Source organism: Chitinophagaceae bacterium (genome assembly GCA_016717285.1).
Classification (GTDB): Bacteria; Bacteroidota; Bacteroidia; order Chitinophagales; family UBA10324; genus JACCZZ01.
On the sequence record JADKFU010000002.1, the window covers coordinates 187659 to 208787 of the forward strand.

Consider the following 21129-nt stretch of genomic DNA (forward strand, 5'->3'; position numbering starts at 1 on the left):
AATAGTAAAGTTGTTTAAGGATTCAGTATAAGTATTTTCTTCATATAAATTTTATCATCCACATTCATTTCCAAATAATATAAACCATTTGCAGTATTGGGCAACAGAAGTTCCAAAACTGATGTGTTCAAGTTTAAACCCTTCCAGCTTTTTAATTCTATTCCAATAGTATTTACCAGGCGAACTGATTGAATAGCTGCTGAAGCGGGCAGATTGTCGATGATAATTCTGTCGGTAGCGGGATTCGGGTATACAGTTGTATTGCCCAACCATTCCGGTTCATCCACACCCACAATCACGAATACATTTTTACAAGTCGTATCATTGATTCCACAGGTATTGTCAATTACAATCATGCAGACAAGGTAATTGTCTGTTGTTGCAAAAGTGTGGGTTGGACTCACCTGATTGCTGGTGCTGCCATCACCGAATTTCCATTTCACATCAAAATCTGCAGGGAATACAGATGTGTTGGTAAAAAACACGGTATTGCCTGAAACAATGAAAGTAAAATCGGCATCGCCGCCAGCAATTACTTCTACTGTTTTAGTAATTGTTGAGGCGCAACCAAGGCTATTTTCCACGATTAATTCCACGGTGTAGATGCCCTCTGCAAGATAAGTATGCGAAGGGTCTTGCAGAATGCTGGTATCACCATCACCGAAATTCCAGTGCCATGAAACAATGCTGTCTCCTATGCCTGCTGTTGAAAGATCAGTAAAAACCGCCGGTTGTAATGGGCATAAAAGTGGTAAAACTGAAAAATCTGCAGTCGGTGCAGCCTGTATGTTTACGATTAAAGTATCTGTTCCCGGGCAACCATCGCTGTTTAATACAGACATTACCACCGTGTAAAATCCAGGATCAGCATAGGCATAGTCAAACTCATTAAAGAAAGAAGTAGTGCCATTGCCAAGATCCCAGGCCCAAGAAACGATGAAGGTGCCGCTACTCGGAATAGAAACGTCCTTAAAATGCAATAATGTGCCAATGCAACCAACGCTGTCGGCAGAAATAATCGTGTTGATGCCTTCAGCAATGGTGATAATCTGTGAAGTGGTGTCGGTGCAACCGCTTGAACTTCCCACCACCAGTTGTACTGTGTAACTGCCGGGTAAGGCATATACATGCGAGGGATTGGTTTCCGTAGAAAAGTTGCCATCTCCAAAATCCCAGTTCCAGGAGTTGATGGTAAGCCCCGGAGCAGGTAGTGACTGATCTGTAAATGTAATATTGACATTGCTGCATGCAGCGCTGGATGACGCTGAAAAACCGGAGATAATACAACTGGTGCTTGAGGTATCCTGGCAAGTTGCAAAAGCGGAGGTGTTTCCGGCATCGTCATTGGAAGTAGCGGTTACCTTACCTGAAGATGCAACGTTGACAATAAAAACACCGGTCGCATCCACTTGAACCGTGGTAAGAAAATTAGCACCTTCGCAATTCTCGCATTCGCTTGCTGCGTAAACATCTATCTGGGCGTATGGTTGTGCATATCCTGAAATATAGGTTGGTGTTACAATCACAATATTTGGAGGCAGTATGCCCTGATTGCCACCGTTAGTAACGATGCCACCGGTTCCTGTTAGCTGTGAATTGCAAAAAATACGATTGGTACGTATGGAGATGTTTTTTACGCCATCATTCTGAAAATACACCGCTTCACTTCCATTGTAAGCAATTACATTCCCAACACCCGCAGTAGTTCCACCGACTACGTTATCGTGAGAAAGATTGCGGAAATAGATGCCATAGGTTCCATTGCCCAGGGGCAAAGTACCTGAGGCGTCAACACCTATATAGTTTCCATCTATCAGTGATGAGTAGATTTCCAGATCAAACCCCGCAGCGCTATTTCCTGAAATCAGGTTTCTCTCCTTCACTGAATCACCACCAATTTCACAGTTATAAGTTCCCTGTGTCATCACAATTCCATTGGTGTTGGGCACTGCCATCGCTCCATTATAATCCGTGCCGATGTAATTACCCTGGATGTCAATGAATTTACTGTCCGCGATATAAAGCCCATTATTGTTTCCGGATATAGTATTGCGTACACCCGCTTGTTTTCCCCCAATGGTAATTTTCTTTGATCCTGATATGTAAATGCCGTTTGCCAATGGAGCAGCGCCTGCAGCTCCCAGGGTATCGGTACCAACAAACAGGGAAAGAAATGAACCGGTGATGACATTGGTTACTTTTATACAGTTGGAAGTACAATCATTAATTACATTGCCAAAATTTACTGCCCCAAACTTAAAATCGCCTCCAGTGATAATTACACCGTCAACAAAATGATGGATATACAAACCATACACCTCACAATCCGCCGCGGCAATCACAATGGCTGAAGGAATATAATCAGCGGCTTTGATCTGAATTTTTGCATTGGTGATTCCAAAACTAACGCCCACGGGCTGTGAAGTTCCGTCTATCACCAATGGATCCGTAATGGAAGGCAGCGGGAAAATAGCGCTGAGCGTAATTGTTCTGCTGGTCACACTTCCTACAGGAATATTAAAATATACGGAGTCTTTGCCCACATGACTGTTTGCGCTGGTGATTGCGCCACCTAAAGATCCTGTTCCGCTCGGGTTGTTATTGGTTACAAAATAGACGTTAGCAAGTGATGAGTCTACAAAAAAAGCGCACAGCAACACACTAAGGAGGAGAATTCTTTTCATGAGTATAAAATTTCGGCGAAGTTAAAACAAAGTGACTGTAAATCATTAAGTTGGTAGCAATTCATAGTGTATTATCAGGTTTTTAAAGCGAAAAAAGCAAAAATTACTTTCGAATTTCCATTAGCTGCCGCTTTGATTCAGGAATTTCAATCACAACACCTGCCAAACTATCAACCCAATGAACTTCCCGGTGAAAAAATTAAGCCAAAAAAAAACGGGATGCGTTTTATAGCAACCCGTTTTTTAATAAAAGTGGCTTACGGTCAGAGTCCAAAGGCATAAAAATATTGTCCCGGATAATCGGGATACCGGCCTTCAATCATTACGCCTCCTTTTTTATTAGCAAGAATTGATTTCAAATCATCTACGGTATTTACCGGTTTGTTATCAATCTTGGTGATGATAAATCCTTCCCGCATATTCGTATTGCTGCTCAGTTTACCATCGGATAATTTACTCACCCGCACACCTCCTGTCAATCCCATATCTTTCAGGTCCTTATCGCTGAGATTCTCAAATTCTGCACCGAGTGCGGAAACAACAGAGGTATCATCCTTTTTAAGATATGAAGTGTTGCCTTCGTTATTTTTCAGTATTACATCTACCGTTTTTTCTTTGTTATCACGAAGATAGGTAATAGTGATTTTGTCTCCAGGATGATAACGGGACACTTGTTCCTGCAATTCAGGTGAAGTATTAACAGCAGCACTATTTACTTTCGTAATGATATCACCTGATTTCAGTCCCGCTGCATCTCCTGCACCACCCGATTTTACACCGTCGACATAAACACCAGACAGGCTTTTCGCATCAAGTCCTTTTGATTTTGCAAGTTCAGCATTGAGAGTCGCAATTTGAACACCCAGGAAACCGCGTTGCACCATTCCGAATTTCATAAGGTCATTCACAACCTTGGATACAATATTAACAGGCACAGCAAATGAATAACCTGCAAAGGTTCCGGTTGGAGTAGCAATGGCAGAATTAATACCGATCAATTGTCCATTTGTATTCACTAAAGCACCGCCGCTGTTGCCCGGATTTACAGCCGCGTCTGTTTGAATAAAGGACTCCACAGCGCTAGTGTCTCTGCTCCTCAACAAATTAATGTTGCGCCCTTTGGCACTCACAATACCTGCAGTTACAGTAGATTCAAGATTGAACGGGTTGCCGACAGCCAACACCCATTCACCAACTTCCACTGAATCTGAATTGCCAAACGAAATAAACGGAAGGTCCTTTTCATCGATCTTGAGCAAAGCAATATCAGTGGAAGGATCTGTACCAATCACTTTCGCAACATAGCTTTGTTTATCGGCAAGAATTACTTCAATCTTATCTCCGTCATCCACCACATGGTTATTGGTAACAATATAGCCATCATCAGAAATGATAACACCGGAACCGGATGACTCAGAAGGTTGCTGCTGTCCAAACGGTGAAAACTGATCTCCAAAGAAATCTCTGAAAGGATTGTATTGATCATTTCTGGAAACCTGGCGGGGAGCATAACTGGTCTTAATGTGTACCACACCAGGAGTTGTACGTTTTGCGGCATAACGGAAATCGAGCGTTGACGGTAATTCACTGGCACCGGAATAACTAACCTGCGCAAAGCGGGCAGAAGCTGCCTGCTTTTCTTCAAATGTTCGTTGTTGGTTGTTATCAAAATAGCGGTAGGCTCCAACAGTGACCAAAGCACTGATCATGGCGACAAATGCGGTAAGGCCGAGTTTTTTCAAATTCATAGTTTTTTTGTTTTTTAGAATGTGCGGGGTTTGTCAAAAAATATGCCTCGAAGAACGAATGTAGGGTAGTTAAATTTCCTGAAACATCATTTTAACTAAACTTTAACCGGCAATCCATTTCAGGCTCCTCTGTAAATTTAAAACAGATTCTGAAAAAAGGTACACAATACAGGAAAGTTCTTACCCTTCTTTTTGTTCTGCAATCAATTGAAATAAAGTTGTTTGAAAAACTCAACTTTGCTGCGATTCAAGAGCATGAAACTTACATTCGAAAAATACCATGGTGCAGGCAATGATTTTATTCTTGTCGATAACCGGCAACATCATTTTCCAAAGGAAGCAACATTGATCGCGAAACTCTGTGACCGAAGGCTCGGAATAGGCGCTGACGGATTAATTTTGATAGAACGCCATCCTGATTTTGATTTTGAAATGCATTACTACAATGCTGATGGCGGTCTCGGTTCAATGTGCGGAAATGGTGGCAGATGTGCAGTCATTTTTGCAAAAGAAACAGGACATTTTAGTCAGTCAACTGCCACTTTTATGGCGATCGACGGAATTCATACCGCAACTATTATCAACCATAGCCTGGTGAAAATTTCGATGACACCGGTTACTAAAATTTCGAAAGCAGGCAGCGATTATGTCTTGGATACAGGTTCTCCGCATTATGTAAGGTTTACCAAAAATGTGGATGATGTGGATGTATTAGCAGAAGGGAAAAAAATAAGGTATGGCTCTACCTACCGTGAAAAAGGAATCAATGTGAATTTTGCTACACTGTCCGGAGATGAATGCAGCATGCGTACCTATGAACGTGGTGTGGAGAATGAAACATTGTCTTGCGGAACCGGAACGGTGGCAGTTGCCATTGCAGCATCCTTACAATTGAAGAATGAAACCGTTAATCAGGAATACCTGGTAGCTGCACCCGGAGGAAAGTTGAAGGTGTATTTCACAAAAGAATCGCCGGAACATTTTACTAACCTATTTTTAGAAGGTCCGGTGCAAAAAGTATTTCAGGGTCAATTGGAAATATAGCGTCAGCTCTTATCCGTTGTCAATGCGAAAACCACGCAAAAACTCCTTTACCTCCATTTGTTTTTTCCCCTCCATTTTCAATGTTTCTACCGCAATAAAACCATCTGCCGCAGCAAAATGAAGGAATGTTTTACCATCCGTAGCTATTGCTCCCGGAGAAAGTGCATGCTGTGCCCTTATTTTTTTTGCGGAAAGAATCTTCAGGACTTTTCCATTCAATAAAGTATATGCAGCAGGAGAAGGCGACAATCCACGTATTTGATTGAAGATGACTGATACGGGTTGCTGCCAATCAATGGAGCAATTAGCGTTGAAAAGTTTCGGCGCTTTTCTCAAGTCACTATTTTCCTGCTGTGCTATTTGAGGATAGCTTTCTGTTTCGATCGCCTGTACTGTTTTCAAAACCAATGCTGCGCCAACGAGCTTCATCCGGTCGTGCAACATTCCCGCTGTTTCATTTTCTCCTATGGCAATTTTTTCCTGGAATAGAATTTTGCCAGTATCAATTTCATGTTGCAGAAAGAAAGTAGTGACTCCTGTTTCTGTTTCTCCATTGATGATGGCCCAGTTAATCGGTGCTGCACCGCGATATTGGGGAAGCAGCGAGCCATGCAGGTTGAAGGTTCCGATGGCAGGAAGTTGCCAAACCAATTCCGGCAACATTCTAAACGCGACTACAATTTGAAGATCGGGTTTTAATTCTTTCAGGTTATTTAAAAAAGAGGGATCTTTAAGTTTAACAGGCTGCAACACCTTTAATCCATTTTCAATCGCAAATTTCTTTATGGCCGATTGCTGCAACTGCATTCCACGGCCTGCCGGTTTATCCGGTGCAGTTACAACAGCCACCATGTTGTAATCATGTTCCAGTAAAACCTGAAGCGATGGAACCGCAAACTCCGGCGTTCCCATAAACACAATCCTCAATTTCTTTCCTCTTTCAACCATAATTTTACCAGTAACACTGATAAGCGTCAATTCAAAAATTTAACAGTTTAACAATTTATTGTCCTTCAAAATCCCGATACAACAAATACTTTTTTCGCAAAACCTTGAACTCTGATAAAGCTGGCTCCCAACTTCTTCTTATTTCCATCTCCGGCGTTCCCTTTTCAATTTGTTTTCTCAATTGATCAGTGCCTGCAAGCTTATCAAAAAACGAGGTAAAGAATTTATCTTTTTCCGGATACGAAGTGTAAAAATCCGAAAGCCAATGGAGCATCAGTCGTGGATTTTCTTTAAAATAACCGGTATTCAATCCAGTTAGATCAAAACCCTTGCAAGTTTGATTCAGGTAAGGTGGGTTTTTTGCGCCTGGTAAACTCTTCGGATTGAATTCCGCATTGCCTTTTGTAAATCCCGGATATCCAATAATTGAAAACGGACGATCAGTACCGCGTCCCACACTCACCGGTGTGCCTTCAAAAAAGCAAATGGAAGGATAAAGGTGAATAGCATTCATGCTGCGGAGATTCGGGGATGGATTAACAGGCAAAGTATAAAAGGTGGAATGATCATATCCTTCACACAAAACATAACTGAAAGCGCAAACTTTTTTTGTAGCGAGCCATTGCTCGCCGGTCAGCATCTGCGCATATTCTGCAGGCGTCATGCCATATACAACCGGCACAGGATCCATTCCAACAAAGGAGCTGAATTCCGGTCTTAGCACCGGCCCGTCCACATAATATCCATTTGGATCAGGCCGATCAAGCACTAAAAGAGGAATATTATTTTCAGCGCATGCTTCTACCACATAATGCAATGTAGAGACATACGTATAGAATCTGACACCCACATCTTGAATGTCGTAAATAACCAGGTCAATTCCTGCTAAATCTTCAGTAGTGGGTTTTAACTTCTGGCCATAGATGGAAACAATTGGAATGTTTGTTTTTGAATCTACTGCGCCTGTAATATTTTCACCGGCATCTGCATCGCCTCTGAATCCATGCTCAGGTGCAAATATTTTTTTTATCTGAATGCCCAGGTCAAGTAAAGTATCAGCGAGGTGTTTCTTTCCGACTAAAGAAGTTTGATTGACGACCAACGCTATTTTTTTTCCTTTCAGCGAATCAACATACTGATCCATTCTCTCTGCGCCAACAATCACTTGAGCACAAGAGATTGCCGGACGAAGACATTGGGAAAAAGTGATGATCAGAAGAAAGAAGAATGTCTTGCAAAAATCGGAAGTAAGATGGGAACTGCTTATTTGCATAAATTTAGCGCTGAGATTAATGTGCCAAAGGTAAAATAACTGGCCGCCCTCGTAATGAAGATTTCATATTTCATTTCCCGTCGTCTTGCAATTGCTTCCGGAAAATCGTTTTCGCGACTCATCATTCGTGTAGCGGTTACTGCCGTTGCATTAAGTGTGGGTGTAATGATTGTAGCTGGTGCAATTGTAAACGGTTTTCAGCAGGAAATAAGTGAAAAAGTTTTTGGTTTCTGGGGACACATTACTATCCGCAGTCTCGAGCAGGGGAGATCTTACGGAGAAGTGCCGGTTTCTATAAACCAATCTTTTTATCCGGGTTTGGAAAAGGCAAAAGGAGTCAGACACATTCAGGTTTTTGCAACCAAAGCCGGCATCTTAAAAACGAGTCAGGAAATGGAAGGGATGGTGTTAAGAGGCATTGGCACCGATTTCGACTGGACTTTTCTGAAAAAGTATTTGGTAGAAGGAAATATTTTGACTGCAGGCGATTCCTCAGCGAAAAAGCAGATAATGATTTCTAAAACCACGGCAGACCGATTGAATCTTCATGTGAACGATGATGTGATTGTGTATTTCGTGCAGAACCCGATGCGATACCGCAAGCTGACGATCACCGGAATTTATAAAACAGGCCTCGATGAATATGATCGTCTCTATGCGATTGTTGATATCGCACTCATTCAACGAATCAATAACTGGACAAGTGAAGATGTGGGCGGCTTTGAAGTCTTTATCAATAATGTGAATCAGCTCGATCAGATGGGCACAGTGATCAACAGTGAATACATTGGCCAGGATCTGGAAGCAAAAACCATGAAACAAGTAAACCCGAATCTTTTTGACTGGCTCGATCTTCAAACCATGAATGAGAAAGTAATCATCATCCTCATGATTCTTGTGGCCATTATTAATATGACAACAGTTTTACTCATTCTTATTCTTGAACGAACCAACATGGTGGGCATATTAAAATCACTCGGCGGTTCGAATTGGATGATCAGGAAAATATTTCTGTACCAGGCAGCTTATATCACCGCCTTAGGTCTTTTGTTGGGGAACGTTTTTGGAATTGGAATTTGCCTGGCGCAAAAATATTTTGAGATCATTAAGTTACCTGAAGAATCATATTATGTTTCTGTTGCCCCGGTGTTGATTGATCCGGTTTACATTTTATCGATTAATGCGGGAACTTTGCTGGTGTGCTTAATCACCTTGATTATTCCATCCTACCTCGTTTCACGAATCACTCCTGTAAAAGCAATTCGGTTCAAGTAACTTCAGGATTGGATTTGGTATCAGCAGGTTTTGATTTCGAAGTTTGTTTTTGCTTATTGAATCCATATGGACAATGCAGGCATCCGCTCTTGCAGCAAAAACCTCTTTTCAAATGATAAGCTTCGGTAAAAACAAACAGGCCGTTTTCATTGATGTAATAATCATAGCCTTCTTTTAATGGAGACATAAGTATTTGGAAGGTACATCAACTGTGAGCAATGGAAATTTTAATGATCACAGTTGCTAAATGGTTTCTATAAAATAAATTTTCCGGTGTAATTAAATGGTGTGACGTTTCTAAGTTCATTTCTCACCGCTTCACTCACATTTAATGAACTTACGAACGCCTCAATTTCCAGACGTGATATTTTTTCATTCTTGCGCGTGAGTTCCTTCAGTTTACCATAAGGATCCGGATAATTTTCCCGACGCAAAATGGTTTGAATAGCTTCGGCCACTACGGCCCAGTTGTTCTCAAGGCCGAATTGTAATGCAGACTCATTTAAGATCAATTTATTCAGTCCTTTCAAAAGCGAATGCAGCGCAATGGCAGTGTGTGCAACCGGAACTCCTATATTTCTTAACACCGTTGAGTCCGTCAGATCACGTTGCAATCTGGAAACAGGAAGTTTTGCCGCAAAATGTTCAAACAGTGCATTCGCAACACCGAGATTTCCCTCTGCATTTTCAAAATCAATCGGATTCACTTTGTGCGGCATGGCGGAAGATCCTACTTCGCCGGCTTTAATCTTTTGTTTGAAATAATCCATTGAAATATACATCCAAACGTCGCGGCAGAGATCAATCAGAATGGTATTGATTCTTTTCATGGCATCAAATGCGGCAGCTAAATTGTCGTAGTGTTCAATTTGTGTTGTGTACTGCGATCGTTTCAACCCAAGTGTTTGTTGTGTAAAAGCATTCGCGAATGCGTTCCAGTCCATATCCGGAAAAGCTGCATAGTGCGCATTGAAATTGCCGGTTGCGCCGCCGAATTTTGCGGATGCCGGAACAGCAATCAGTTGATCTTTCTGTGCAATCAGGCGTTCAACAAACACATAAAATTCTTTGCCCAATAGCGTAGGAGAGGCAGGTTGACCATGTGTGTGTGCCAGCATCGGAATATTTTTCCATGCGAGTGCTTTCTCTTTCAGCAAATCAATCAAATGTTCAAGGAGTGGCAGGTAATAATGTGTCAGGCATTCCTTCATCGACAAAGGAATAGCAGTGTTATTAATATCCTGTGATGTAAGTCCGAAATGGATGTATTCTACAAATGCACCACAACCCATTTCCTCAAATTTTTCGCGCAGAAAATATTCCACTGCCTTCACATCATGGTTGGTGGTTTTTTCAATCTCTTTAATCCTGACTGCATCTGCTTCTGCAAAATTTTTATACAATGCACGAAGATCTTCAACAATGTTATGATCAAATGTTTTGAACGCCGGAATCCCTTGTGCTGCAAGTGCAATAAAATATTCCACTTCCACAAAAATGCGATACCGGATGAGTGCGTATTCTGAAAAATACTGTTCCAGCGAATTGATTTTATCGCGATACCTGCCATCAACCGGAGAAATGGCAGTAAGAGGAGTGAGGTTCATGACACAAAGATAAGCGGCAAAATTATCTTGAAAGGTAAAAGAACATTAATGCGGAAATGGAAATTGAAAAGTCTACCGGGTGTTTGTCATCCATCATTGTTATAAAATGTGGTGCGTAATTATAAGAAGCTCCTATGATTAATCATTTAAAAAAATTTACCTGACTAATGTTACGACCTGTTGTCGAAGGGTTCGGAGATATAGTAGAATTTCAAGATCGTTTCAAAACAGACCTGAATCATTTTTATTCTTTTATCCTTGGATCAAATCTGAAAGCTTCCGTCCTTTTCAATTTTATTTTTTTGAAATGAGGATGTACTGGATTGATCAGGTAATTGTATTCATGGAGAATAATAGCAGAAGGAACTTTCAGCACTGCTGTATTGCCTTTTGCAAGCCATTGATCGCCAATATTCCTGCAAGCCCGATACTGACTTGCTTCCCACCAATGATCAGGTAATTCAGCGAGTGTAATCACATCAATTTTTACAGCATCCGGAATTGCGATCACCATCATCCGGAAGTTTTCATCCAATCCCTCGCCGCTCCGGTGAACAATGCTTTCAAGGGAAGAGAGCGCCCGGGAAGCGGCTGTATAAATTACTTCGTTGCCTTTTGAATTCCAACGTGCAGCATTGCCGGATGCGGTCAGTTTCCGTGAATGTTTTTTCAATGTAATTCTGAAAACTTCGATCATCAGGCTACATCACCAAATTCGATGCGTGTCAATTCTTCCTGTATCAGATCAATTCCACCTGAAGTGTGCATCAATTCAATAGGAGTCATGCTATTCAGGCCATAAGCCGGCTTCTCGAGCCACCTCCGGAATGCATTCGTATCTCCAAATACTTCATTTCCTTTTTTGTATAAGGCCAGCAGTTTCAGCACGCGTTCGCTCTTTGTGGCACTCAGTTTTTTATTTTGCTGTTTGTATCGCAGCAATGTTTTAAGCGAAACATTCATGAGTCCCGCCATCTTGTTTTTGTCAATACCTGATACAGAAACCATATCAAAGAAAGCTTTGGCATTCACACCCTTTTTTGCTTCTGAAACAATTGCGAATAAATCGCGGATGCTCTTATCGTACCGTAAAAAAATGGAAGAATGATTGACAGATTCCTGTTTTGATTTGACTACTGCTTCATGCATAAGAACTGAATTTAAAAAACAAAGGTAAGACACTTGTCCAGAATTTTTGGAAAAATGTCCAAAAATAATTTGCTCTGTTTCTATGGGCTTAAGACTAAAGACCAATGACCAATGACCAATGACTATTGACCAATGACCCTTCACCATTCACTATCTCACGCTGCCACCAGCAAAAAAATACTTCTTGTAATACGCATCATTCAAATCACTGATCACCACTCCAGCCTGTGTAGTGGAATGAAGAAATCTGTCATTCGCCAGGTAAACGCCCATATGACTCACTGTGGCGCTGTTGATTTTGAAGAAAACGAGATCGCCTTCTTTCAAATGATCTTTGGAAACTGGTTCAGTTTGTTTTATAATATCCGCAGAGCTTCCGGAGATTACTTTGTGATAGACCTCTTTCATCAGCAGAATCGAAAGCCTGGAACAATCCACTCCGGATTTTGAGTTTCCACCATACTTATAAGGAACTGTCATCCATTCATCCATGAATTGGAAGAGCGCAAGATTGTTGATTTCTTCTGGTGTGCCAAGCAGGTTTGCATATTCTTCCTGGTAAGAAATCAGGAGTGTAGCTTCGGTTGCGCCTTTATGCTTTGAAATAGTATCATTAATCGCTGCCTCTCTTTTTTCTTTTGATGAAGCAGGCGGTTTTATGGAAGACGTTTTCTTTTGAGTGCTGCACGAATACAACATCATCAAAACAATGAACCCAGCTATATATGAGTTGATTTTATTCAGCCGACAGTGAATTGTAAGCGTTACCAATGTTAGCAATGATATCGCTTGCTGATAGAGATTGCACGGATGTTTTATTCACAGCAATGTCGCCTGCCAGCCCGTGTAAATAAACTCCCAGCAGACAGGCTTGGAGCGGATTACATCGCTGCGCAAGTAAACCTGTTATGATGCCTGTGAGCACATCACCGCTGCCACCCTTTGCCATACCTGGATTCCCGGTAGGATTGAAGTAGCTCCATCCTTCCGGTGTGGTGATGCAGCTATAAGCGCCTTTGAGCACAATGTAAATTGAATGTTGTTTTGAAATTTGTAACTGACGCTGATGTCTTTCGTACCAATTATTTGTTTGCCCGGCAAGTCGTTCGAATTCTTTAAGGTGAGGGGTGATGATGCAATTCTTTGGCAGAAGATTCAATCCTTTCTTTTGCGTTGAAATAATATTCAGCGCATCAGCATCAAAGACTGTAGGGACATTTACATTCTTAATAAGACTCAAAAATATGTTTGCTGCAATTTTATCAGTGCCGATGCCCGGACCAAATCCGGCAGCAGAAAATCCTGTCCAATTGAATCCTTTTCTTGGTTTTTCTGAATAGCTTAATGTCATCACTTCCGGAATTGCAATATTCAAAGTGCTTTCCGTTGTTTCGGGAACATGAACAGTGGTAAGACCTGCGCCGGTTCTCATACATGCGGCACTGCATAAAACAGCAGCTCCCATTTTGCCATGATTGCCTGCGTGAATAAAGGCATGGCCGAAAGTTCCTTTGTGATCAAATTTTCCGCGATCTGGAAGCATCGCTTGTACATCTGCCCGCTCTGTTATAAAGTGATCAGCGGTTATTGATGCAATCAAATCTTTATGCAGACCGATCGCTGCTGTTTCCCATCTTCCAACCACATAAAAATTTTCCGGAAACAGGAAGGAAAGTTTTGGCTGCTGAAAAGTAATGGTATGATGTGCGCAAAAAATAAGGCCGTCACTTACAATATCCGCAAATAGTCCGCTTGGAATGTCAACTGCAACTTTGATGTTTTTCTGTTTATTAAGAAAACTCACGAGGTCTGCTGCAAGACCAGTTAGCGACCTGTTCAGACCCGAACCAAAAAGTGCATCAACTGTAATATCATGAGCACTTAATTCAATCAAGCCGGCAGCAGTTGCCACATACTGAATGCAGTGCTCATTTATTTCCTTCAACCTTTCCAGATTGATTAAAAGATCAGCGGAATAACTTTTACTATCAGCCAGCAGATAAACTGCAACTGAATAATTTTTTTGCAAAAGCAACCTCGCAATGGCGAGACCATCACCTCCATTGTTGCCGTATCCGCAGAAAATATGAATGCTGTTTGTTGTAGAATAGGTTGCGATGAATAATTCAACAAATGCTGAAGCTGCGCGTTCCATCAGGTTGATGCTGCTGATTGGTTCGTGCTCAATGGTATAGCGGTCCGCCTCCCTGATTTGTTCTGCCAAAAGAATTTTAATCACGCCACTTCAAAATTGATACATGTAATTTTATTTCAACTGTCAAAAAGCATCAACTGATGATTCTCTTAATCAACCTTAGCTGGTGCGAATATTTTTTTTGCTGTTCATTGAAGATACCATAGTGATCAATGTTGTCAATCCTGACACGGCCCGAAGCATGAATGATTCTTTGATTTTCAAGAATTATTCCTACGTGATTTATTTTTCCTTCTTCATTATGGAAAAATGCAAGGTCGCCTGTGCGTGCCTGATCAATGAAACTAACCAATACGCCTTGTTCACTTTGTTGCCACGCATCACGCCGCAATTGTATTCCGGCGAGTTTGAAAACCACATTGGTTAATCCCGAGCAGTCAATTCCAAAAACAGATCGACCTCCCCAGAGATAAGGTGTATTCAGGAATCTCAATGCGAACTCCGGTATCTGTTGTGAAATATTGGGCGCTGACGGATCAGTAACGGCTCCGCTGAAATTAAATTCTTCTTCATTTATCCTGAATTTGTTTTCATGATAATAAGGCAAGGAGCTACCTGCTAGCAGTTGAAGTGTACGGAATTTGCTTTTAGCAAATCCCGTCGTATCAAGCGAACAGGAATTTGCGGCAGAAGTAATTTCACGGAAATTTTTTTGGGTAATGGGCTGCACTTGTTTCTCATCTATCCATCCGTCATAACTGTCCCAAAAAGTTCGGACACGCAACCATTGTTTGGTGCGTTCCTGTACTTCTACCACTTCTCCGAAAAGTATTTGCGAAAGCATTTCACTTTTGTCCGAAGTGTCCGCACGCAATGGAATCACAGATAAATCACAAATCGCAAAATTCACGTGAATGTTTTTTTTCAAAAGTAATCATAACTGAGTAAGGATCTTATTACACCTTAGGGTTACGAAACCTGATTTTTTACGAAATCCGGATTAAAAGTAAGAGCGCTTTTTTTGAACAAAATCTCCTTTTACCGCAAATATAGTTTCGCCAAAAAGCTTCATGTACTGAGTTGATTTTATAATGTAGGTTTCTAAGGGCTTAAAATAGAGCTCCTCGCTGTTGGTATAAATAATATTGTGCGAATAGTTGCTGATATGAATGAGCGTAACGTTTTGGTCTGTCAGGGAATAAGTGACTTCCATAAGCAATGTTCTGAAATCAGCGTCACTGCTTTTATAGATAATTTTTTTTTCTGTGCTATCAACCATCATTGTGTCAACTTCATATTTTCCGACATAAGCTGCCTTGTTAATATCGGAAGCATAAAAAACGGCCAGTTCCTTACGCCAGTCAGTCCATGGCATTTCGTGTTGTTCCGTATTTTGGTTAATGCTCGAAGTTTTCATTACCATGAAAGAATCTTTATATAGCAATGCTATCTGCTGATCCAAAAAACCAGTAAGATCAAAATATGCCTTTTTATCTGCAATGGCCGGAGGAGCGTTACAGGCAGTAACGGTAAACAATACTGCGGTTAAAAAAATCATCAATGAATTTGACAGTAAAGAGGTTGTACTATTCATTTTGCTTTTTGAAAAGAATGTGTGAAAAAGCGAATTTATTCTATAGTTGGTAAGTCAATATATCACCAGTCATCTCTTTTGGTATATCAACTCCCATTATGCTAAGAATGGTTGGCGCAAGATCTGCAAGCTTACCATTCTTCAATTTCATTTTTAAAGAATTGTCAATTAGAAACAATGGAACCGGATTTAGTGTATGTGCTGTATTGGGACTGCCATCCGCGTTGATCATGTAATCAGCATTGCCATGATCGGCAGTCAGCAATACAGCATAGTCCATTGCAAGTGCGGTTTCCAACACTTCTTTTACACACTGATCGACGGTTTCCACCGCCTTTTTTACAGCAGCCATCACGCCGGTGTGCCCCACCATATCAGCATTGGCAAAATTGATACATACGAAATGGGGTTGCAGCTCTTTCAATTTCTCGATCAGCAGATTTTTTACTTCAATGGCACTCATCTCGGGTTGTAAATCGTAAGTAGCAACTTTTGGAGAAGGAATCATGAAGCGGTATTCGCCTTTAAACGGTTCTTCTCTTCCTCCATTGAAAAAGAAAGTAACATGCGGATATTTCTCTGTTTCCGCCATGCGGATTTGGCTAAGTCCTTTTTCCGACAGCGTTTCTCCCAGCGTATGATTCAGGTTGTCGTTTGAAAATATAAAGCCCACCTTTTCGAAAGTCTGGTCATAAATGGTCATGGTGGTGAAGCGAAGCGAAAGCTTTCTCATTTCAAATTCCGGAAAATCTTCCTGTGTAAGAGCGCGCGTAATTTCACGACAACGATCTGTTCTGAAGTTGAAACAAATTACTGCGTCACCTTCTTTAATGGTGGCAAGCGGCTCACCCGTTGAATTTACTTTAATGATGGGCTTGATGAATTCATCCGTTATGTTTTCCTGGTAAGATTTATTTATACTCTCTGAAATATTTATTGATTTCTCACCTATACCTTTAACCAATGCATCATAAGCGATCTTCACACGCGCCCAACGGTTGTCGCGATCCATTGCATAATATCTCCCTGTGACAGAAGCAATCTGTCCAACGCTTTTATCAAGATGATGCTGCAATGCAGCCAAGAAGCCCAGTCCGCTTTGCGGATCAGTATCACGACCATCAGTAAATGCATGAATATATACTTCCTCAAGTCCTTGCTCCTTTGCAGCATCGCACAATGCCATCAGGTGATTAATGTGTGAATGCACACCACCATCAGAAACGAGACCCAAAAGGTGAAGCGGTTTGCTATTTGTTTTCGCGTAGCTGATCATCTCCAGCAATGCTGGATTGTTGTGTAATTCTTTGTGTTCAATCGATTTATTGATGCGCATCAGTTCCTGGTAAACTATCCGTCCGGCTCCGATATTCATATGACCTACTTCAGAGTTGCCCATTTGGCCATCAGGCAAACCCACGGCTTCCCCGCACGTGATCAACTCACAATGAGGGTATTTCGCATACAGATTTTTTACGAAAGGAACATTTGCCTGGTATATTGCATCACTCGCCGGATGAGCACCGTGGCCCCAACCATCCATTATCATCAAAATCATTTTCTTATTCATAGAAAAGCTTGTTGAACCCTTAAGTTTCGCGATAAATTTACAACACAATACATGAAGCAGTATATTGGCTCTATTATTAAAGCCAGCCATTCGGGCATCAAAAGAGCATTCAAAAGTTTACTATCTTCGTTTCCAATGAAGAACGATAATCCTGATCAACAACCGGAGATAATGGTGTTGGCAGTGTTTTTGTTAACAATTTGTAAAATTAATTTGTAATGAAATTACCTTCCCATAAAGGTTTTTTACTTTTTATACTGCTTTCTTTTCCGGTTATTGTTTTTTCCAACATTGATATCGTTGATAATATTGCCAATGCAATAAGAAGCGGGAATTCAAAAGAAGTTGCCAGGTATTTTGATTCAAATGTTGAAATCACCATCCTTGATAAGGAATCAGTCTATAGCAAAGTGCAGGCTGAAATGGTATTACGCGATTTTTTCTCCAAAAATCCAGTGCAGTCCTTTGAAGTAGTGCACAGGGGAAATTCCGGTGAAGGTTCATCTTACGGGATTGGTCCGTTAAAGTCCACCACGCAGTCTTTCAGAGTTTATTTTTATGTTAAGCAGAAAGGTACTACCTCTACTATTCAGGAAATGAGATTCGAAAAGCAACACTAGTGTATTGGCGAAATTTTATACAAGCTGCGCTTGAAGAAGATGTCAGAGAAGGCGATCATACTTCCCTTTCGTGTATAAGCGATTCAGCCAAAGGCAACGCACAGTTGCATATCAAAGACAACGGCATTTTAGCGGGAGTTGAATTGGCGCAAAAAATATTTCAGTATCTGGATCCGACGATTCAAATGAAGATACACATCAATGATGGCGCTACCATTAATAAGGGCCAAATTGCATTCGAAATTTCCGGTAACGCTCGTTCGATTTTAACAGGCGAGCGATTAGCGCTCAATTGTATGCAGCGTATGAGCGGTATTGCAACACTTACTAATGAGTATGTAAGAAAAGTGGAGGGTTATAACACTGTTATTCTCGATACAAGGAAGACTACACCACTCTTCCGCACTGCAGAAAAATGGGCAGTGAAGATCGGCGGAGGACACAACCACCGGTTCGGTTTGTTCGACATGATTTTGATTAAAGACAATCACATCGATTATGCCGGTGGAATTGTACAGGCAATTGAAGCGGTAAAAAGATACCAGGACGAAAAGAATCTAAAACTGAAAGTGGAAATAGAAGCCAGGTCCATTGAAGATGTTGAACTGATCCTCAAATCCGGTTATGTAAATCGTATTATGCTGGATAATTTTTCATTGTCAGACACAAGCCGTGCAGTTGCAATAATTAATAACACAGTGGAAACTGAGGCTTCAGGTGGCGTTACACTGGAAACAGTGCGTGATATTGCATCAACAGGTGTTAATTATATCTCAGTAGGAGCCTTAACACATTCCTATCGTAGCCTTGATCTCAGTTTAAAAGCTAAACTACTTTAGCAGATATAGGCATCAATAAGGCTATTGATGTATGGAATATTCACTGAGCATAAACAATTTAAGCATACTGCACAGGAAAGGATTTCAGCGTGCGTAAGAAGATAGCCTATAAATGGATTCTACTATATTTTATTCCCGAACATACTTTAACCTTTTCTGTTCATTGCCTGCATTGATAGAAATAACATACATCCCTGTCGGCCAGTCCATCGTTTGCAACAGAATCGTTCGCTCTTCTCCCAACCGGAAAGATTTATAATATATGATCCTGCCTGTGATGTCAGTAATAGTTACTTCTGTTTGCAGAGTATAAACATATGACCAGTTAATGTTTAGCAGATCATTTCCGGGATTTGGAAAAACAGTTGCATATAACACTCCTGATTCAGTTTCTTCATCGCCTTCGGTTTCTATTCCGTTGTACAATTCACAATTGATTATGGTATCTACCAAAATGGTATCTCCATAAAACTTGCGCATTGAATCCAGCTTTAAACGATAAACCTGAATCAAGGCCTGATAAGAAGGAACATTGATTTTATTATAAGTTTCCAATGAATCGTTGATGAGATCATAAAACTCTTCCACAACATTGTCACAGGAATTAAAAACATACTTGTAATCAAATGAGCGAACTGCATGAAGGGTTGGCGTACATTCTTCCTTATTGTAAAATTCATACATGAATTGCTTGCGTTGTTTTACTCCGGTAGTAATGTCATGAATGGACCATCCATCCATTTGTGCAGGATTATTAAAGCCTGCAGCATCAATAAGCGTAGGTGCGATATCAATATTCATTACCATCTCATCAGTAATTTTTGTGTTTGGGGCATACCAAGCCGGATATCTGATAAACATGGGCAACCGCAATGATTCATCCTGCGGAATTTGTTTGCCACGCAAAAGGTGCTCGCCTTTCAACAATCCATTGTCACTGGTGTATATGATTAACGTGCTGTCGAGTTTACCCTGATTTTCCAACTTGGTTAAGATTACTCCAACGCTCCAATCAATACCAGCCAGTAACTGATAGTATTTAAGCCATTCGTACGCAAGCGTATCCGTATTGTTTATGAACGCATGGCAATCATACAGGTAACTGGGAAATGCCTCTGTGTATGGATAAAAGTCATCAGGAAACGGCATCGTATCCGTAAGAAACAGGGTTGTATCATCAGGCCTTGGGTCTAAAGGCACATGAGGGGCTTTGTGAAAAAGGAATAGACAAAATGGTTTATCATCGGGCACTGAGCTCAAAAAATCTTTCGCTCCATTGGTGAAAACATTGGTTTTGTGTCCGGGAATAAATGTTGGACCTGTTGGTGTGTCATAAATTACATTGGTATAAGGATCACTTGCTGATTGAAGCCAGTAATCATAACCCGGAATGGGCCATTTATCAAAACCATATTTCCCCACCAGACCAACATAATAACCTGAATCATGTAATATTTCTGCAACTGTTGGCAATAGTAATGTATCAATAACAGCATTGCCAAATACACCATGGTGATGAGGATATGTTCCGGTGACAAGTGAGGCACGGCTGGGTGAACAAAGGGACAATGCTGGAAAACAGTACTTGAAATTGGCACCTTCTTCTGCTATACTGTTAATATTGGGTGAAGGAAAAAAATCAGGGCCGCCGTTTACGGTATAATTATCATAACGTCCGTCATCAGCCATGATCACCAGCAGATTGGGTCTTCCAATTGTAAGTATTTTTTCACCAGCCGACCAGGTTTCCACACCATTTACTGAACCTGTTTTTACTTCAAACTCGTAATGTGTTTTGGGTCGGAGATTTGGAATCTTGAAAGTGGATATCGTCCCGGTAGAAACAGTGATCCAATCCGAAGTTCCATCCAACCGGTAACGTATCGCTTCATTGTTATCATTACATCCCTGCCAGGTTACAGTCGCAGAAGATGGACCGATAGCTGAAACCTGTGAAATGCTTTGTGCATACAAACCGGAGGATAGAAAGCAACAAAGCAAAAGCAAAATGGATAATGTGTAATGGTAGAATTTCATATGCGTGTGGAATGGCGATTTGAAATGAAAGTGGGCAAAAATAGAAATTAATAAGTGAATGAAATGTTAATCCATTAGAAAGAATCTATCCTCTATATGTCAGCATCAAAGCGGAAGTGATTGATTATTTATTTGTGGAAAAAATGAACGGTTACACTATTCCGTTTCAATTAACTTTGATGTGATATTTGAAAGAAGGTTGTAATTCATTCACTTTTCAATTTTTCAATTCGTGTCAAATAAAAATAAGCACCTTAAAGGCGTTGTGTTTTCCACTGATCCGGGATATCAGTATCAGCAGCAAGAAGTAGAAACCTCAAGAACTTTACCAGGTAAGCAACAAAACCTTAGCATACGAATTGAAAAAAATCACCGGGGCGGTAAAACGGTAACAGTGGTGGATGGATTTATTGGTTCCACGCAGGATCTTGAGGAGCTTGGTCAAGTGCTGAAAAAGAAATGCGGAGTGGGTGGCAGTGCCAAGGATGGATTAATCCTGATACAGGGAGCACAAAAGGAAAGAGTGGTAAAGATGTTATTGGAAATGGGATACAAAGCAAAGTAACTGTACCTGATGGAATGCAAT

19 protein-coding genes are annotated in these 21129 nt (G+C 40.9%); 5 read left to right on the forward strand and 14 right to left on the reverse strand.

Annotated features, from left to right (window positions below; translation table 11 throughout):
* Positions 1–14: 14 nt before the first annotated feature.
* Positions 15–2684 carry a PKD domain-containing protein gene (locus IPO83_04030; protein ID MBK9730448.1) on the reverse strand — a complete coding sequence of 890 codons (2670 nt, stop codon included), beginning with the start codon at positions 2682–2684 and terminating at the stop codon, positions 15–17.
* A 263-nt stretch (positions 2685–2947) separates the two neighbouring features.
* The gene (locus IPO83_04035) at positions 2948–4432 is read right to left on the reverse strand and encodes a Do family serine endopeptidase (protein MBK9730449.1); all 1485 of its coding nucleotides are present in this window, start codon (positions 4430–4432) and stop codon (positions 2948–2950) included.
* 255 nt (positions 4433–4687) lie between these two features.
* Here IPO83_04035 and IPO83_04040 point away from each other — a divergent pair, with 255 nt between their 5' ends.
* The gene (locus IPO83_04040) at positions 4688–5476 is read left to right on the forward strand and encodes a diaminopimelate epimerase (protein MBK9730450.1); all 789 of its coding nucleotides are present in this window, start codon (positions 4688–4690) and stop codon (positions 5474–5476) included.
* Between the two features lie 9 nt (positions 5477–5485).
* Here the strand turns inward: IPO83_04040 and IPO83_04045 are convergent, their stop codons facing one another.
* Both IPO83_04045 and IPO83_04050 read right to left on the reverse strand, forming a co-directional pair.
* Entirely contained in the window at positions 5486–6388 is a 903-nt protein-coding gene (locus IPO83_04045) for a methionyl-tRNA formyltransferase (protein ID MBK9730451.1), read from the reverse strand.
* 91 nt (positions 6389–6479) lie between these two features.
* The gene (locus IPO83_04050) at positions 6480–7697 is read right to left on the reverse strand and encodes a DUF1343 domain-containing protein (protein ID MBK9730452.1); all 1218 of its coding nucleotides are present in this window, start codon (positions 7695–7697) and stop codon (positions 6480–6482) included.
* Between the two features lie 54 nt (positions 7698–7751).
* On the opposite strand from IPO83_04050, the gene IPO83_04055 reads away from it, so the two are divergent.
* Complete coding sequence (locus IPO83_04055) at positions 7752–8972, forward strand: ABC transporter permease (GenBank protein ID MBK9730453.1); 1221 nt, start codon at positions 7752–7754, stop codon at positions 8970–8972.
* Here IPO83_04055 and IPO83_04060 read toward each other — a convergent pair.
* From IPO83_04060 to IPO83_04100, 9 genes are all read right to left on the reverse strand, one after another.
* Positions 8965–9159, reverse strand: coding sequence for a hypothetical protein (locus IPO83_04060; GenBank protein ID MBK9730454.1), 195 nt, complete (start codon positions 9157–9159; stop codon positions 8965–8967). The genes IPO83_04055 and IPO83_04060 overlap by 8 nt on opposite strands.
* A 67-nt stretch (positions 9160–9226) precedes the next feature.
* Entirely contained in the window at positions 9227–10579 is a 1353-nt protein-coding gene (gene purB / locus IPO83_04065; protein ID MBK9730455.1) for an adenylosuccinate lyase, read from the reverse strand.
* A gap of 244 nt (positions 10580–10823) precedes the next feature.
* Positions 10824–11273, reverse strand: coding sequence for an RES family NAD+ phosphorylase (locus IPO83_04070; protein MBK9730456.1), 450 nt, complete (start codon positions 11271–11273; stop codon positions 10824–10826).
* Between the two features lie 2 nt (positions 11274–11275).
* On the reverse strand, positions 11276–11728 hold the full coding sequence (locus IPO83_04075) for a DUF2384 domain-containing protein (GenBank protein MBK9730457.1): 453 nt from the start codon (positions 11726–11728) through the stop codon (positions 11276–11278).
* Between the two features lie 150 nt (positions 11729–11878).
* Positions 11879–12430 (reverse strand): C40 family peptidase, encoded by a 552-nt coding sequence (locus tag IPO83_04080; protein ID MBK9730458.1) that lies wholly within the window; start codon positions 12428–12430, stop codon positions 11879–11881.
* Between the two features lie 34 nt (positions 12431–12464).
* The gene (locus IPO83_04085; protein ID MBK9730459.1) at positions 12465–13967 is read right to left on the reverse strand and encodes an NAD(P)H-hydrate dehydratase; all 1503 of its coding nucleotides are present in this window, start codon (positions 13965–13967) and stop codon (positions 12465–12467) included.
* Positions 13968–14016: 49 nt separating this feature from the next.
* Entirely contained in the window at positions 14017–14793 is a 777-nt protein-coding gene (locus IPO83_04090; GenBank protein MBK9730460.1) for a C40 family peptidase, read from the reverse strand.
* Between the two features lie 90 nt (positions 14794–14883).
* Entirely contained in the window at positions 14884–15441 is a 558-nt protein-coding gene (locus tag IPO83_04095; protein ID MBK9730461.1) for a hypothetical protein, read from the reverse strand.
* Between the two features lie 76 nt (positions 15442–15517).
* Positions 15518–17047, reverse strand: coding sequence for a 2,3-bisphosphoglycerate-independent phosphoglycerate mutase (locus IPO83_04100; protein ID MBK9730462.1), 1530 nt, complete (start codon positions 17045–17047; stop codon positions 15518–15520).
* Between the two features lie 218 nt (positions 17048–17265).
* On the opposite strand from IPO83_04100, the gene IPO83_04105 reads away from it, so the two are divergent.
* Both IPO83_04105 and nadC read left to right on the forward strand, forming a co-directional pair.
* Positions 17266–17667 (forward strand): DUF4783 domain-containing protein, encoded by a 402-nt coding sequence (locus IPO83_04105; protein ID MBK9730463.1) that lies wholly within the window; start codon positions 17266–17268, stop codon positions 17665–17667.
* The gene (gene nadC, locus IPO83_04110; protein ID MBK9730464.1) at positions 17667–18506 is read left to right on the forward strand and encodes a carboxylating nicotinate-nucleotide diphosphorylase; all 840 of its coding nucleotides are present in this window, start codon (positions 17667–17669) and stop codon (positions 18504–18506) included. The genes IPO83_04105 and nadC overlap by 1 nt, the downstream gene beginning before the upstream one ends.
* Before the next feature lie 129 nt (positions 18507–18635).
* Here nadC and IPO83_04115 read toward each other — a convergent pair whose 3' ends face one another.
* A complete protein-coding gene (locus IPO83_04115; GenBank protein MBK9730465.1) occupies positions 18636–20543 on the reverse strand; it encodes a sulfatase-like hydrolase/transferase in 1908 nt (635 codons plus the stop codon).
* A gap of 232 nt (positions 20544–20775) precedes the next feature.
* Between IPO83_04115 and IPO83_04120 the strand changes: the two genes are divergently transcribed.
* Positions 20776–21108, forward strand: a complete 333-nt coding sequence (locus tag IPO83_04120) for a translation initiation factor (GenBank protein MBK9730466.1) — start codon at positions 20776–20778, stop codon at positions 21106–21108.
* Positions 21109–21129 lie beyond the last annotated feature (21 nt).